This window comes from Thiocapsa sp., from assembly GCF_035467215.1.
Lineage (GTDB): Bacteria > Pseudomonadota > Gammaproteobacteria > Chromatiales > Chromatiaceae > Thiocapsa.
The window spans coordinates 1-11,933 of the sequence record NZ_DATITZ010000222.1; the positions used below are offsets into that span (position 1 = coordinate 1).

An 11,933-nucleotide genomic window follows, 5' to 3' on the forward strand; every position below is an offset into this window, starting at 1 on the left:
GGTGCAGAGCGACCTCGGCCGCATCGGGCCTCAACCACTTTGCCGCGCATCGTGTTTCGTGATCAGGGCAAAACGATCTGCACGGTCTCGGAGGGGCGCAGCAGCTCGTTGGGGCGGCGGTCGAAGATGATGTCGAGATAATAGACGGCGCCCTCGAGCTCCACGCGCACGGCCTGGACACCGAGGCTGTAGACGCGCCCGTCGCGCACGGCGCCGTCGATCTTGATGCGGGCCGGCTGGCCCGGCTTGAAGCGTCGCAACGTGCCGGCGGTCACCAAGGCCCGGGCGAGCATCTGATCGTCCGGCGCGATTATGATCAGAGGCTCCTGCTGGATGGTCTTGTAGATCACCGCACCGTTCCAGACCTTGCGCGAGACCACGATCCCGTCGAAGGGTGCGCGCAGCTCGGTGTGCTCGAGTGCGACCAGGGCCGTAGCCTCGGCCGCCTTCGCGGCTTCCTCCTCCGCCGTGGCGGCGAGCTGCTCTAGCTCGGCGTCCTTGAGCTCTTCGATGGCGATCAAGCCGCGATCGAACAGCTCTTGGCTGCGGGTAAGATCCCGCCCGGCCTTTTCCACCTCGACACGCGCCCGGGCGACGCGCGCCTTGGCCTCCAAGAGCCTGGCTTGGGCCTCGCGCTGATCCATCCTCAAGAGGAGCTCGCCTTTCGCGACATGCTGACCGGCGCTGACGAGGACCTCGTCAACCACGCCGTTTTCGAGTACGCGCATTTCGACCTCGTGCACCCATTCGAGCCAGCCTTTGAGCTCCGCGGCGGCGAAGGTTTGCGTGGCGAGCATGAGCGCGCCGAGGGCGATGATCCACGCCTGTTTCGTCATTGATTCTCTTCTCCGTCTGCCGCTTCGGCGAGGGGCTGTCCGGCAAGGGCCTCGAGCTCCGCCCACACCAGTGCGCGGCAGAAGCTCACCCGTTGGCTCTGCTGCCGGGTCTGGGTCTGTTGACTCATGGAGTAACCGAGGTCGGCGGTCACCTCCTGCTCGTAGAGTGTGCGACTTTCATCGAGCTTCAGATCGCGCCAGGCCAGCTCGGTCTGAAGGTTGCGCTCGGCCGCGTTCAGTGCGCGTAGACGCAGCAGCAGCTCCAGCGCCTGCTGGCGGACCTCGAGCGCAATGAGATCCCGCTCGGCCTGCGAGCGGCCCTCCATCAAGTCGCGCACGATCGGGGTCTGGACCGCCTGTGCGAGGATGGCGTCCAGCGTCGGCGGGGTCTCCGGCGGCATCGTGAGTGTGGGCTGCAGCAGGTTACGCGGCAGATCGGCCGGATTGCCGAGCGCTTGAGCGAGCAGTGCGCGCGTCAACTGCTGGCTGATCTCGCTTGCGGCCCGACGGTGCAGGATCTCCTGATAGACCGACTCCAGCTCCAGGACACGCAGCGGCGAGATCTGGCCGAGCTCGTTGCGCACGGATGCGCGGTCGAACTGGATGTAGGCGACCGCCATGGCCTCGCTCTCGGTGGAGAAGCTCAGATCGGCGAGGAGCACGTCGAAGAAGCGCTCCATGATCTCCAGGCGATGCGCGTCCAGAGCGCTGATCAGGGGTTCGAGCGGGCGGTTCCGCTCCGGGTCGGCGACGCTCGAGCTGCGAAAGGCCAGCCGCTGACAGTCCAGGTAGAGCGATTGGCGACGGGGCAGGAGATCGGCGATCTCCGGGGAGGCCGCGACCCGCGGGTGGCCGGACGCGGTCTCCAGAGCTTCATCCAAACCGAGCGGGTCGGAGATCGCCGCCGCCGTGACGGTGAAGACGGCTCCGGCGAGCAGGACGAGGATTCGGCATCCGAGCGCACACCGGCGCGCCAAGCTCCTCATGGGTGTGGATCCCAGCGTATCGGCGTCTCGGACATTGGCCCTGTCATGGATCGGATCCACCTCGCGCATCGTGTTGCCGGCTTGCCCTCGTAGGGCGGGTTCGTGAGCCGGGATCCGTGGGCCAGATCCCGCGAACCCGGAGATTAAGCCGATTACGGGTCGCGGCTCAAGCGATTCGCTCGGGTATCCCGCAACGGTTTCCCGCAACGACTCGGCAGGTGTTCCGAGCAGGGTTACACTGCCGGGCAACGCTGCACTCAACCGATCAACGGGGCATACTCCACCCCCCGGAGCACGGCGCTCCGCGCTCACTGTATCGATCGCCGAACCCTGACCCAACCCAACGGAATCAAGAGGATCTTGCGCATGTCAGCCCTTCGAACACTGGTACTTCTCGGCCTGATCGGCATGGCCGTTACGTCCTTTGCGACCGACGAGCCGCCCGCGGACGGCGCCGAGACTGCCGTGCCCGCGATCGACGCGACGCCGTGGCGGATCCTCGCCTATCGGTCCGACGCCGAGGCCGATCTCGTCTCCATCGAGCCCCGCGAAGTGCCGCCGCGACTCGCCTTCGCCGATGATCGCGTTTCAGGCAACGTGGGCTGCAACAGCTTCTCGGGCGGTTACACCCTCGAAGGCGATCGTCTGACGATCGACCCGCGCATGGCCATCACCATGATGGCCTGCGAGGAATCCTTGATGGCCGTGGAGCAGGCGATCACGGCGCATCTTGCCGCCGTGGCCGGCTATCGCCAAGCCGGCCAGAGTTTGAAGCTGCTCGACGCCGATGGCGTTGTCCTGATCCTGCTCGAAGCGCTGGCCGAGACCCCCTTGGCCGGCGTCACGTGGCGACTGGACACCTACAACAACGGCAAGCAGGCGCTGGTCTCGACGGTCAAGGGCACCGAGATCACCCTGGCCTTGACCGCGGAAGGCACCCTCTCCGGCTCCGACGGCTGCAACCGCTACATGAGCGGCTACACGCTCGACGAGGGCCGACTCATGATCGGACCCATCGCCACCACCCGCATGGCCTGCCGTGGTCCTGAATCGGTTGCAGAGCAGGCGGCGGCCTATACCGCGGCGCTCGGGCTCGTGCGAGGCTATCGCATCGAGGGCGAGCAGCTCTGGCTGACGACCGAGGACGGCGCGACCGCGGCGCATTTCCGCGTCGTCACCGAGCCGGCGAAGGCGACCGAGGGGCGTTAAGGCATATCAAAACATCAGGCGTCGTAGGCTGTGCCGAGCGGCACGAGGCACAACCAACCGTCGGCGGGCGTTGTGCTTCCTGACGTCAGCACAACCTACGGGCCGCTCCGTAGGTTGTGCCGAGCCGCGCGAGGCACAAACCGTCGGCGGAGAGCGCCCCTCTCCCAAAAACCACCTTGATCTTGGTCGGGCGGCTCCCGCGGGAGCAGCCCGACCAAGATCAAGTCCGGTTATACTCCCGCTCGTCACGGCACCGACCCGAACGAGACACGCATGCACTGCTGGGCCAGAACAGCCTTCTACATCCTCGTCACCGTGCTCGGCATCGCGAGTATGATCGGGGCCTGCGGTCAGAAAGGCCCGCTCTATCTGCCCGAGCCGCCGGTCGTCGAGGTTCCGGCGCCCGCAGCCGAGATCGGCTCTGATGTCCCGAGCGCCATCGTTCCGCCTCCGGAATCGACCTCACCTCCCGACACGCCCTAGTCGAATCGACCCCAACCACTTCACGCCGAGAGCCTCCCGAGATCGCATGGATCACTTCAATTATCGCGACGACGTCCTCTACGCCGAGGATGTCCCGCTCGCCGACATCGCCTCGCGTTTCGGTACGCCCTGTTATGTCTATTCCCGTGCGACGCTGGAACGCCATTGGCGCGCCTTCGACCGCGCCTTCCGCGACCATCCGCATCTGGTCTGCTTCGCCGTCAAGGCCAACTCCAACCTGGCGGTGCTCAATGTGCTGGCGCGCATGGGGTCGGGATTCGATATCGTTTCGCTCGGCGAGCTCGAGCGCGTGCTCGCCGCCGGGGGCGACCCGGCCAAAGTGATCTTCTCCGGGGTCGGCAAGCGCAAGGACGAGATCCGCTTTGCACTTGAGGTCGGGATTCGCTGCTTCAACGTCGAGTCCGAGTCCGAGTTGGTCCGGCTCGATCGGATCGCCGGCGAGATGGGTGTGATCGCGCCCGTATCGCTGCGCGTGAATCCGGACGTCGATGCCCAAACGCATCCCTACATCGCCACGGGCCTGAAGGAGAACAAGTTCGGGATCGACATCCACGCGGCCGAGGAGGTTTACGTCCGGGCCGCGGCCCTGCCGAACCTGCGGGTGACCGGCATCGACTGTCATATCGGCTCCCAGCTCACGGATCTGGCCCCCTTCATCGACGCAATCGCGCGCGTCCTGACCCTGGCCGAGCGGCTCGGCGAGATCGGCATCCCGATCGCGCATCTCGACATCGGCGGCGGACTCGGTATCCGCTACACCGAGGAGCATCCCCCGGAGCCCGCCGCCTATGCCGCGGCCATGAGCTACCAGCTCGGCGATCGCCCCTACGAGATCATCCTGGAACCGGGCCGGGCCATCGCCGGCAATGCCGGCGTGCTGCTGACCCGAGTGGAATATCTCAAGGAGAACGGCAAGCGCCACTTCGCGATCCTGGACGCGGCGATGAACGACTTGGTGCGCCCGGCGCTCTATCAGGCCGTTCAGGATATCGTGCCGGTGTTGAACGACACGGACGCCGAGCCCGCCCGCTACGACCTGGTCGGACCGGTCTGCGAGACCGGCGACTTCCTCGGCAAGGGACGCCAGCTCGCCTTGCGCGAGGGCGACCTGCTCGCCGTGCGCAGCTCGGGCGCCTACGGCTTCACCATGAGCTCCAACTACAACAGTCGCCCGCGCGTGCCCGAGGTCATGGTCGACGGCGATCAAGTGCATCTGGTGCGCGAGCGCGAGACCGTCGCGAGCCTCTTCGCCGGAGAGTCCGTCCTGCCGTCATGAAGCGCCGTCCCGAGCCCGAGTTGATGGACAGCGACGAGCAAGCGCTCGCCTATGCCCAAGCGGATTTCAACGAATCCAACACACTCTTCATCGAGCTGCTGCGCCGGCTCGATCCGGGTGCACTCGACGGCGCGCGCGCACTGGATCTGGGTTGCGGGCCGGCGGACATCAGCATCCGCTTCCTGCGCGCCTGGCCCCGGGCGACCTGCGATGCGCTCGACGGCTCGCAACCCATGCTGGATCTCGCCCAAACCGCGCTCGATGCGCTGCCCGGCGTGGCCAAGCGGTGTCGCCTGATCCGCGATCAAATCCCCTCCGCGGCCCTGGATCGGGGTGGCTACGACCTGATCATCTCCAACAGCCTCCTGCACCATCTGCACGACCCGCAGGTCTTGTGGCAGACCCTGATCGAGACCGGCAAGCCCGGCGCACCGGTGCTGATCATGGACCTGATGCGCCCGGCCTCGGCCGGTTGGGTCGAGGCATTGGTGTCGACCTATGCCGACGGCGAGCCGAAGGTCTTGCGCGACGACTTCCGCAACTCGCTCTTCGCGGCCTTCGAGCCCGCGGAGGTCGCCGAGCAACTGGCCGTCGCGGGGCTCGACGGGCTCGAGGTCGGTGTCGTCAGCGACCGCCATCTGGCCGTCTCCGGGCGGCTGCCGGGATGAGTGAAGGGATGCGACTCGCCTTCAGCAAGATGCAGGGCCTGGGCAACGACTTCGTCGTCCTGGATGCCACCGAGCACCCCATCGCGATCGACCCCGCACTCGCGCGCCGGCTTGCCGACCGGCGCTTCGGGATCGGCTGCGATCAGATCCTGCTCGTGGAGCCACCGCGCCTGCCCGGCACCGAGTTTCACTACCGCATCTTCAACGCCGACGGCTCCGAGGTGGAGCAGTGCGGGAACGGCGCGCGCTGTTTCGCCCGCTTCGTGCGCGACCGTGGCCTCACCGCACATGACGAGATCCCGGTCGGAACCGCCGCCGGCCCCATCCGCCTCTATCTGGAGGACGCAGGTCAAGTCCGGGTCGACATGGGCGCGCCGGAATTCCTGCCCGAGCGGATCCCCTTTCTGGCGGATCGGCAAGCGCTCGCCTATGAGCTGGATGTCGCGGGCGAGTCGCTGGTCATCGGCGCGGTCTCGATGGGCAACCCGCACGCCGTCATCCTGGTCGAGGACCTGGACACCGCGCCGGTCGCGCGCCTCGGCCCCTTGGTGGAGTCGCATCCGCGCTTCCCGCAACGGGTCAATGTCGGCTTCATGCAGATCCTCGCCCGCGACCATCTGCGCCTGCGGGTCTACGAGCGCGGCGCCGGCGAGACCTTGGCCTGCGGCACCGGTGCCTGCGCGGCCATGGTGCACGCCAGACAGCGCGATCTGGTGGACTCGCGGGTCCGGGTCAGCCTACCCGGCGGCGATCTTCTGATCGCGTGGAGCGCACCCGGCGAGTCCGTCTGGATGACCGGACCGGCGGTGCAGGTCTTTGAAGGCGAGATCGCGCTATGAGAAGCCTCGGCGGGTCCGGCCGCATCCACGAAATCCAGCAGACCACTGCAGGGAGGTATCGCGCATGACTCCCATCGAACCCGCGCCCGTCGTGACCGAAGACCCGGATCTCGAATCCAGGGTCATCGACTATCTCCTCAGCGATCCGACCTTCTTCGTCCGTAACCCGAAGGTCTTGGCGGCACTCGAGGTCCCGCACGACTCGGGGGCCGCGGTCTCTCTGATCGAGCAACAGGTCCGCCTCTTACGCAAGCAGCTGGAGGCCGAGCGCCACCGCCTCACGCACCTCATCTCGCGTGCCCGCGAGTACGAGGCGCTCTCCGGTCGGCTCCACCATCTGGTCCTGAAGCTCATCGCCGCGCAGGATTCGCAGCAGATCTGTGCCCTGCTCAAGGATGCACTCCTGACCGAATTCTCGGCCGAGGCGATGACGCTCAAGCTCTTCCAGACCGACGAGGAAAGCGGCGCCCGAGCGGATCCGCTGACGCTGGCATTTCGCGACTTCGTCGATCGCCACCATGCCTTGTGCGGTCCGCTCAACACCGAGAAGGCGCAGGTCCTCTTCGGCTCGACGGGCGCCGAGATCCGATCGGCGGCTCTGGTGCCGGTCCGTGCCGACGGCCATGCCGGCGTGCTGGCGATCGGCAGCCACGACGGCGAGCGCTTTCGCCCGGACATGGGCACCGAGCTGCTCGACCGACTCGGCGAGATCCTCGGACAGAAGCTGCGCGTCGTGCCGTTGGGGCATTGCGACGAGACGAACTAAATCGCGTCCGGAGCGATATGCATCCTTGTTGGATTGGACCTGCCTCGGCTGGATCCTTGAGCGTCGGCGCTGACGCGATTTAGGATAGTGAAATCATCGGAATTTTTAACGGAGCGCCCGCCGAAGCTCGGGTCTGCACTCACTCCTCACTCCTCACTCCTCACTCCTACGACATGAGTACATCGGCCGATCTGATCGAATCCTTCCTCGGCCATCTCGCCCATGAGCGGCGGCTGTCCGAGCAGACCCTGATCGCCTACAGCCGCGATCTCGAGCGGCTGAACGCCTGGCTGAGTGAGGCCGGCTCGATCGCCATCGAGAAGCTCGACGAGCAGGCCGTGCGCCAGTATCTCGCTTGGCGGCACCGTCGCGGGGCCTCCGGAAAGACGCTGCAGCGCGAGCTCTCCAGCCTGCGTAGTCTCTATCGCTGGCTGCTGCGCGAGGGGCTCGCCGGATCCAATCCGGCGGTCGGGGTGAGGGCACCGAAGAGTCCGCGCCGTTTGCCGGCGACACTCGACGCCGATCAGCTGTGCAGCCTGCTGGACCATCCGGCCGACGATGATCTACTCACGATCCGCGATCAGGCCATGATCGAGCTGTTCTACTCGTCGGGCCTGCGGCTCGCCGAGCTGGTCTCGGTCAATGTCGGCGATATCGACATGGCCGAAGGCGAGCTCGGCGTGCTGGGCAAGGGATCCAAGACCCGGCGCGTGCCGGTCGGCATCAGGGCCCGTGAAGCCGTCCAACGCTGGATGCTGGTACGCGCCAATCTGGCCTCGGCCGGGGAGCCCGCGCTCTTCGTCAGCAGCCGCGGGACGCGGATCAACCCGCGCACGGTCGAGGTGCGGATCGCCCGATGGGCCCGTTTGCAAGGCGCGACGCGCGACCTGCATCCACATCTGCTGCGTCACAGCTTCGCGACCCATTTGCTGGAGTCATCGGGCGATCTGCGCGCGGTACAGGAGCTGCTCGGCCACTCCGATATCGGCACGACGCAGATCTACACCCATCTCGACTTCCAGCATCTCGCGCAGGTCTACGACCAGGCCCACCCGCGCGCGAGGAAGAAGACACCCCGGTCGGAGTAACACCGCCTCCTCCGGCTTCAGACCGGGGAGGGCCGATCTCACGCCGGATCTCACGCCAGGCGTGATCAACGACCGCCTTCAGGCTTATCGACCGCGCTGACCCACACCATGCTGCTCTCCCCCAAATACCGCTTTCTCTTCGTCCACATCGCCAAAACCGGCGGGACCAGCGTGCGCGCCGCCTTGGAAGGGCTGCGCTGGCGCGATCCCTGGTACTGGTCCATGTTTCTGTGCAGCCGATTGAGCCATCTCAGCGGGCACCGCATCGCCACCAAGCTGCCGCGCCACGCCAAGGCGATCGCCGCGAAGGAGATGCTGCCCAAGGAGATCTTCGACGGGCTGTTCAAGTTCGCTTTCGTGCGCAACCCCTGGGACCTTCAGGTCAGCTCCTTCCACCACATCCGGCGCGAGCGACCCCAGTACCTCGGCGGCCACACCGAGTTCGAGCCCTTCCTGCGCTGGAAGCTCGACCCCGAGCGGCCCTACCAGTATCACGTCGATACCTCGATCGAGCTGCAGAGCGACTATCTGATCGACCTACACGGCGCCGTGATCGTCGACTTCATCGGTCGCTACGAGCGTCTTCACGAGGACTTCGCGATCGCGTGCGAGCGGATCGGGATCCCCGCGCCGGCACTGCCGCACGCGCGCAAGGCGACCGATCGGAGCAAGGACTATCGGGAGTATTACACGGATGCCACAGCCGAGCTGGTCGCGAGACATTTCGCTGCGGATGTCGAGCTGCTCGGCTATCGATTCGAGCGGGACTAGACCGCGTCCGGGGGCTTATGCGCGGCCTCGGGGTTGGATCCGCCTCGGAGAAATGAACGAGATCCTCGCCGACGCGGTCTAGGACGATAAGAGACGATTCAAAAACAACTCTGAAGATGCGTGAACGTCATCCGCCGTAGGTTGGCCAAAGCGCAGCGTGCCCAACGGCTACCTGTGATGCGGGCGCTGGCTCATTAGACCGGCCACCGAAACGCTCAGGAACTCGTGACACCGTTCCGCGGTGTCACGCATGTCCCTTCTTGGCGCTCTGCGCCAGATGACACTATGTCCGGAGTCGCTCAGTCTCTGGGCACCAAATCCCGATAGGCATACCAGGTCGCATGGCCCACCAAGGGAACGGCGATAAAGAGCCCGACATAGAAGGTCAGAAGTCCGATTCCTACGATCCCGACCAGCAGCGCAGCCCAAAGCAGCATGGGCAGCCAATTGAGTGCCACCGCGCGGACGCTGGTGCGCATCGCGGTGAAGCCGTCGATCGGGCGGTCGATGAGCATCGGCACCGAGATGGCGCTGATACAGAAGGCGCAGATGGCGAAGAAGGCGCCGACCAGAATCACCGCGAGTATCAGCCCCATGTGCTCGCCCGAAAGGACGACGACGGGAATAAAGCGTGAGAACGGCGGAAAGGGGTCATTGAACATCATGATGAAGAGAAACACGGATGCCAGGATCCAGAGCTGCATCGTCATCAGGAGGAACCCCATCGCGATCCCCAGCTGACCCTGATTGCGCTTGAATGCCTCCAGTGCCTGACAGTGATCCACCGGCTCCCCGCGCTCCAGGTGCGCGCTCATCTGATAAAGCCCGATCGCCAAGAACGGGGCCAGTAGGAAGAAGCCCGCTGTCAGGAAGGGGATCAAGAAGGTCAAATGCCCAACGACCGTCAGCCAGACGATCAGGCCGCTGAGCAGCACGATCATGGCGCCGTATCTCAGGCTGTAGACAGGTGCCGTTTTGATGTCCCGCCAGCCCTTGGCGAGCCATTGCCAGGGGTGATCCAGGGTAATCTTGTTGACGCGAGGGTCGACGTGGCGCGGCTCGTCCGCGACGGCGGTGTTGTCCATCCTTATTCCTCCGATATTGCTGTGGAAATCGGCGAGGGGGCTGTCTGGATCTACCGTATCGGCCGCCCCGCAGGTCGGCGATCCTTCAGGTCCCGAGCAACACGATCCTGAGCGAAAGCCGAGTGAGGCGCTAAGATTCTACAAGGTTGCCGAAAAAGGCAAGCCGGTTGAGTCCAGCTCGGGTGCGAAGGCCGACGCTCCCTCGGAACCGCCTCGGGCGCATCGCGATAGCCTCGAATCCGATCCGGTCCGAGGCGGACCATCGATGCGCTTTCCGACCCATTTGCACCTCGCACGAAGCGTTGACGAGACCCCGAGCACGCGGGTGGAAAGCTTACGTCATCCAGCGAGTAATTTAAGCGGAAAAAATCGATGGGATATAGAGCGTTACCCGATAAAGCCGCTGGGGCCCGATGGGTGCTGCGCTGCATCAAGACGGCGCTTGGTTTAGACTCGGCCCCCATCCCAAACACGCGATTCGAATCGGAGCACGCACGCGCATGTCCACCGCACCCGCCCCCTACCAACACATCGACGCCGGTATCTATTGCCTCGAGACCGGTCTCTACCGGCACGGCCTCGCCGCCTGCTATCTGGTGCGCTCCGCGGATCGGCTCGCCTTCATCGACACGGGCGCCGCCAACTCGGTTCCGGGTTTGCTCGGCGTGATCGCCGACCTGGGCCTGACCCCGGAGCATGTGGACTACGTGATTCCGACCCACGTCCACCTCGACCACGGCGGCGGTGCCGGCACCTTGATAGCGGCGTGCCCCAACGCCCGCATGGTGATCCATCCCAAGGGCGCGACCCACATGATCGACCCGAGCCGCCTCACTGCCGGTTCCACGGCGGTCTACGGCGAGGACGCCTTCGCGCGCGACTTCGGCGCGCTCACGCCCGTGCCCGAGGAGCGGATCACCATCGCGAACGACGGCGACACCGTCGACCTCGCCGGCCGCACGCTGACCTTCATCGACACCCCCGGACACGCCAATCACCACGGCTGCATCTACGACGAGACCAGCCGCGGCTTCTTCACCGGCGACACCTTCGGCATCTCCTACCGCGAATTCGACACCGCCGCCGGCCCCTGGCTGTTCGCCCCGACCACCCCGGTCGCCTTCGATCCGGACGCCTGGCTCGCCAGCCTCGAGAAGCTCATGGCCTACGCGCCACAGGCCATGTATCTCACCCACTATGGCCGAGTCCAACACCCCGCCGATCTGGTCGACGACCTACGCGCCAGCATCCGCGCCCTCGCCGACATCGCGCTCGCCGAGGAGGACAACACTGGTCCGGACCGCGAGTCCCGCATCAAGAGCGCTGTTCTGGCCTATCTGGTGGCAGGCGCCCGCGCCCACGGTGTCGCGCTCTCGGACGACGCCATCGCCGAGCTTCTCAGCCTGGATACCGAGCTCAATGCGCAGGGGCTGGAGGTCTGGTTGAAGCGGCGGGCGAACGTTCGGTAGATGTGATCCACACCAGGCTAGTGGTCCGCTGTAGAAATCCCGAGACCGTTTGAGCGCCTCGTGCAGCACGGCAGATGTGTCTGGACCGTTCGTTGTCGTTGTCGTTGTCGTTGTCGTTGTCGTATCGATGGTCGATGACGACAACGAAAACAAACAGTCTCGACGAGACCAACGGATTACGCGGCCAACAAACCCTTCAGCTCCACCATGGAGTCGATCACTGCGTCGGGCTTGGCCTCGCGGATGTCCTGGCGGTGGTTGTATCCGTAACTCATGCAGATGATCCCGAAGCCCGCGGCACGCGCGGCCTTCACATCGCTCACCGAGTCCCCGATCATGAGCGCATCGGCGGGCTCGACACCGAAGTGTTGCGCCGCATGCAGCAATGGCATGGGGTCCGGCTTCTTTTTCGGGAGGGTATCACCGCTGACCACCA

General features: G+C 65.5%; 13 protein-coding genes. 9 read left to right on the plus strand and 4 right to left on the minus strand.

All coding sequences use genetic code 11. The features are described from left to right. Positions 1 to 62 precede the first annotated feature (62 nt). Positions 63 to 836: an efflux RND transporter periplasmic adaptor subunit gene (locus tag VLR48_RS12520; protein WP_325292109.1), complete on the minus strand. Its 774-nt coding sequence runs from the start codon at positions 834 to 836 to the stop codon at positions 63 to 65. Beyond that, positions 833 to 1,891, minus strand: a complete 1,059-nt coding sequence (locus VLR48_RS12525; RefSeq protein ID WP_325292110.1) for a TolC family protein — start codon at positions 1,889 to 1,891, stop codon at positions 833 to 835. Before VLR48_RS12525 ends, VLR48_RS12520 begins: the two co-directional genes overlap by 4 nt. 297 nt (positions 1,892 to 2,188) lie before the next feature. On the opposite strand from VLR48_RS12525, the gene VLR48_RS12530 reads away from it, so the two are divergent. The 8 genes from VLR48_RS12530 (at position 2,189) to VLR48_RS12565 (ending at position 8,943) form a co-directional block, all read left to right on the plus strand. Continuing rightward, positions 2,189 to 3,031 carry an META domain-containing protein gene (locus tag VLR48_RS12530; protein WP_325292111.1) on the plus strand — a complete coding sequence of 281 codons (843 nt, stop codon included), beginning with the start codon at positions 2,189 to 2,191 and terminating at the stop codon, positions 3,029 to 3,031. A gap of 273 nt (positions 3,032 to 3,304) precedes the next feature. Next, the gene (gene lptM, locus VLR48_RS12535) at positions 3,305 to 3,514 is read left to right on the plus strand and encodes an LPS translocon maturation chaperone LptM (protein ID WP_325292112.1); all 210 of its coding nucleotides are present in this window, start codon (positions 3,305 to 3,307) and stop codon (positions 3,512 to 3,514) included. Positions 3,515 to 3,560: 46 nt separating this feature from the next. Then, positions 3,561 to 4,811, plus strand: a complete 1,251-nt coding sequence (gene lysA, locus VLR48_RS12540; RefSeq protein ID WP_325292113.1) for a diaminopimelate decarboxylase — start codon at positions 3,561 to 3,563, stop codon at positions 4,809 to 4,811. Next, positions 4,808 to 5,479 (plus strand): class I SAM-dependent methyltransferase, encoded by a 672-nt coding sequence (locus tag VLR48_RS12545; protein WP_325292114.1) that lies wholly within the window; start codon positions 4,808 to 4,810, stop codon positions 5,477 to 5,479. The genes lysA and VLR48_RS12545 overlap by 4 nt, the downstream gene beginning before the upstream one ends. Positions 5,480 to 5,487: 8 nt before the next feature. Further along, a complete protein-coding gene (gene dapF / locus VLR48_RS12550; protein WP_325292121.1) occupies positions 5,488 to 6,318 on the plus strand; it encodes a diaminopimelate epimerase in 831 nt (276 codons plus the stop codon). A 64-nt stretch (positions 6,319 to 6,382) separates the two neighbouring features. Beyond that, a complete protein-coding gene (locus VLR48_RS12555) occupies positions 6,383 to 7,084 on the plus strand; it encodes a DUF484 family protein (RefSeq protein ID WP_325292115.1) in 702 nt (233 codons plus the stop codon). Between the two features lie 173 nt (positions 7,085 to 7,257). Next, on the plus strand, positions 7,258 to 8,172 hold the full coding sequence (gene xerC, locus VLR48_RS12560; protein ID WP_325292116.1) for a tyrosine recombinase XerC: 915 nt from the start codon (positions 7,258 to 7,260) through the stop codon (positions 8,170 to 8,172). A gap of 108 nt (positions 8,173 to 8,280) precedes the next feature. After that, the gene (locus tag VLR48_RS12565; RefSeq protein WP_325292117.1) at positions 8,281 to 8,943 is read left to right on the plus strand and encodes a sulfotransferase family 2 domain-containing protein; all 663 of its coding nucleotides are present in this window, start codon (positions 8,281 to 8,283) and stop codon (positions 8,941 to 8,943) included. 299 nt (positions 8,944 to 9,242) lie between these two features. On the opposite strand, the gene VLR48_RS12570 is transcribed toward VLR48_RS12565, so the two are convergent. After that, positions 9,243 to 10,028, minus strand: coding sequence for a DUF2189 domain-containing protein (locus VLR48_RS12570; protein WP_325292118.1), 786 nt, complete (start codon positions 10,026 to 10,028; stop codon positions 9,243 to 9,245). A gap of 500 nt (positions 10,029 to 10,528) precedes the next feature. On the opposite strand from VLR48_RS12570, the gene VLR48_RS12575 reads away from it, so the two are divergent. Next, positions 10,529 to 11,497, plus strand: a complete 969-nt coding sequence (locus tag VLR48_RS12575) for an MBL fold metallo-hydrolase (protein WP_325292119.1) — start codon at positions 10,529 to 10,531, stop codon at positions 11,495 to 11,497. A gap of 176 nt (positions 11,498 to 11,673) precedes the next feature. Here the strand turns inward: VLR48_RS12575 and VLR48_RS12580 are convergent. Next, a partial coding sequence (locus tag VLR48_RS12580; protein WP_325292120.1) for an HAD-IA family hydrolase occupies positions 11,674 to 11,933 on the minus strand: 260 nt, incomplete at its 5' end.

Excerpts from the sequence above, each read along its gene's own strand:
- VLR48_RS12545 (WP_325292114.1), top strand. The coding sequence starts at position 4,808 with ATGAAGCGCCGTCCCGAGCCCGAGTTGATGGACAGCGACGAGCAAGCG.
- lysA (WP_325292113.1), top strand. The coding sequence starts at position 3,561 with ATGGATCACTTCAATTATCGCGACGACGTCCTCTACGCCGAGGATGTC.
- xerC (WP_325292116.1), top strand. The coding sequence starts at position 7,258 with ATGAGTACATCGGCCGATCTGATCGAATCCTTCCTCGGCCATCTCGCC.
- VLR48_RS12530 (WP_325292111.1), top strand. The coding sequence starts at position 2,189 with ATGTCAGCCCTTCGAACACTGGTACTTCTCGGCCTGATCGGCATGGCC.
- VLR48_RS12575 (WP_325292119.1), top strand. The coding sequence starts at position 10,529 with ATGTCCACCGCACCCGCCCCCTACCAACACATCGACGCCGGTATCTAT.
- VLR48_RS12565 (WP_325292117.1), top strand. The coding sequence starts at position 8,281 with ATGCTGCTCTCCCCCAAATACCGCTTTCTCTTCGTCCACATCGCCAAA.
- VLR48_RS12570 (WP_325292118.1), bottom strand. The coding sequence starts at position 10,028 with ATGGACAACACCGCCGTCGCGGACGAGCCGCGCCACGTCGACCCTCGC.
- dapF (WP_325292121.1), top strand. The coding sequence starts at position 5,488 with ATGCGACTCGCCTTCAGCAAGATGCAGGGCCTGGGCAACGACTTCGTC.
- VLR48_RS12525 (WP_325292110.1), bottom strand. The coding sequence starts at position 1,891 with ATGCGCGAGGTGGATCCGATCCATGACAGGGCCAATGTCCGAGACGCC.
- VLR48_RS12555 (WP_325292115.1), top strand. The coding sequence starts at position 6,383 with ATGACTCCCATCGAACCCGCGCCCGTCGTGACCGAAGACCCGGATCTC.
- VLR48_RS12520 (WP_325292109.1), bottom strand. The coding sequence starts at position 836 with ATGACGAAACAGGCGTGGATCATCGCCCTCGGCGCGCTCATGCTCGCC.
- lptM (WP_325292112.1), top strand. The coding sequence starts at position 3,305 with ATGCACTGCTGGGCCAGAACAGCCTTCTACATCCTCGTCACCGTGCTC.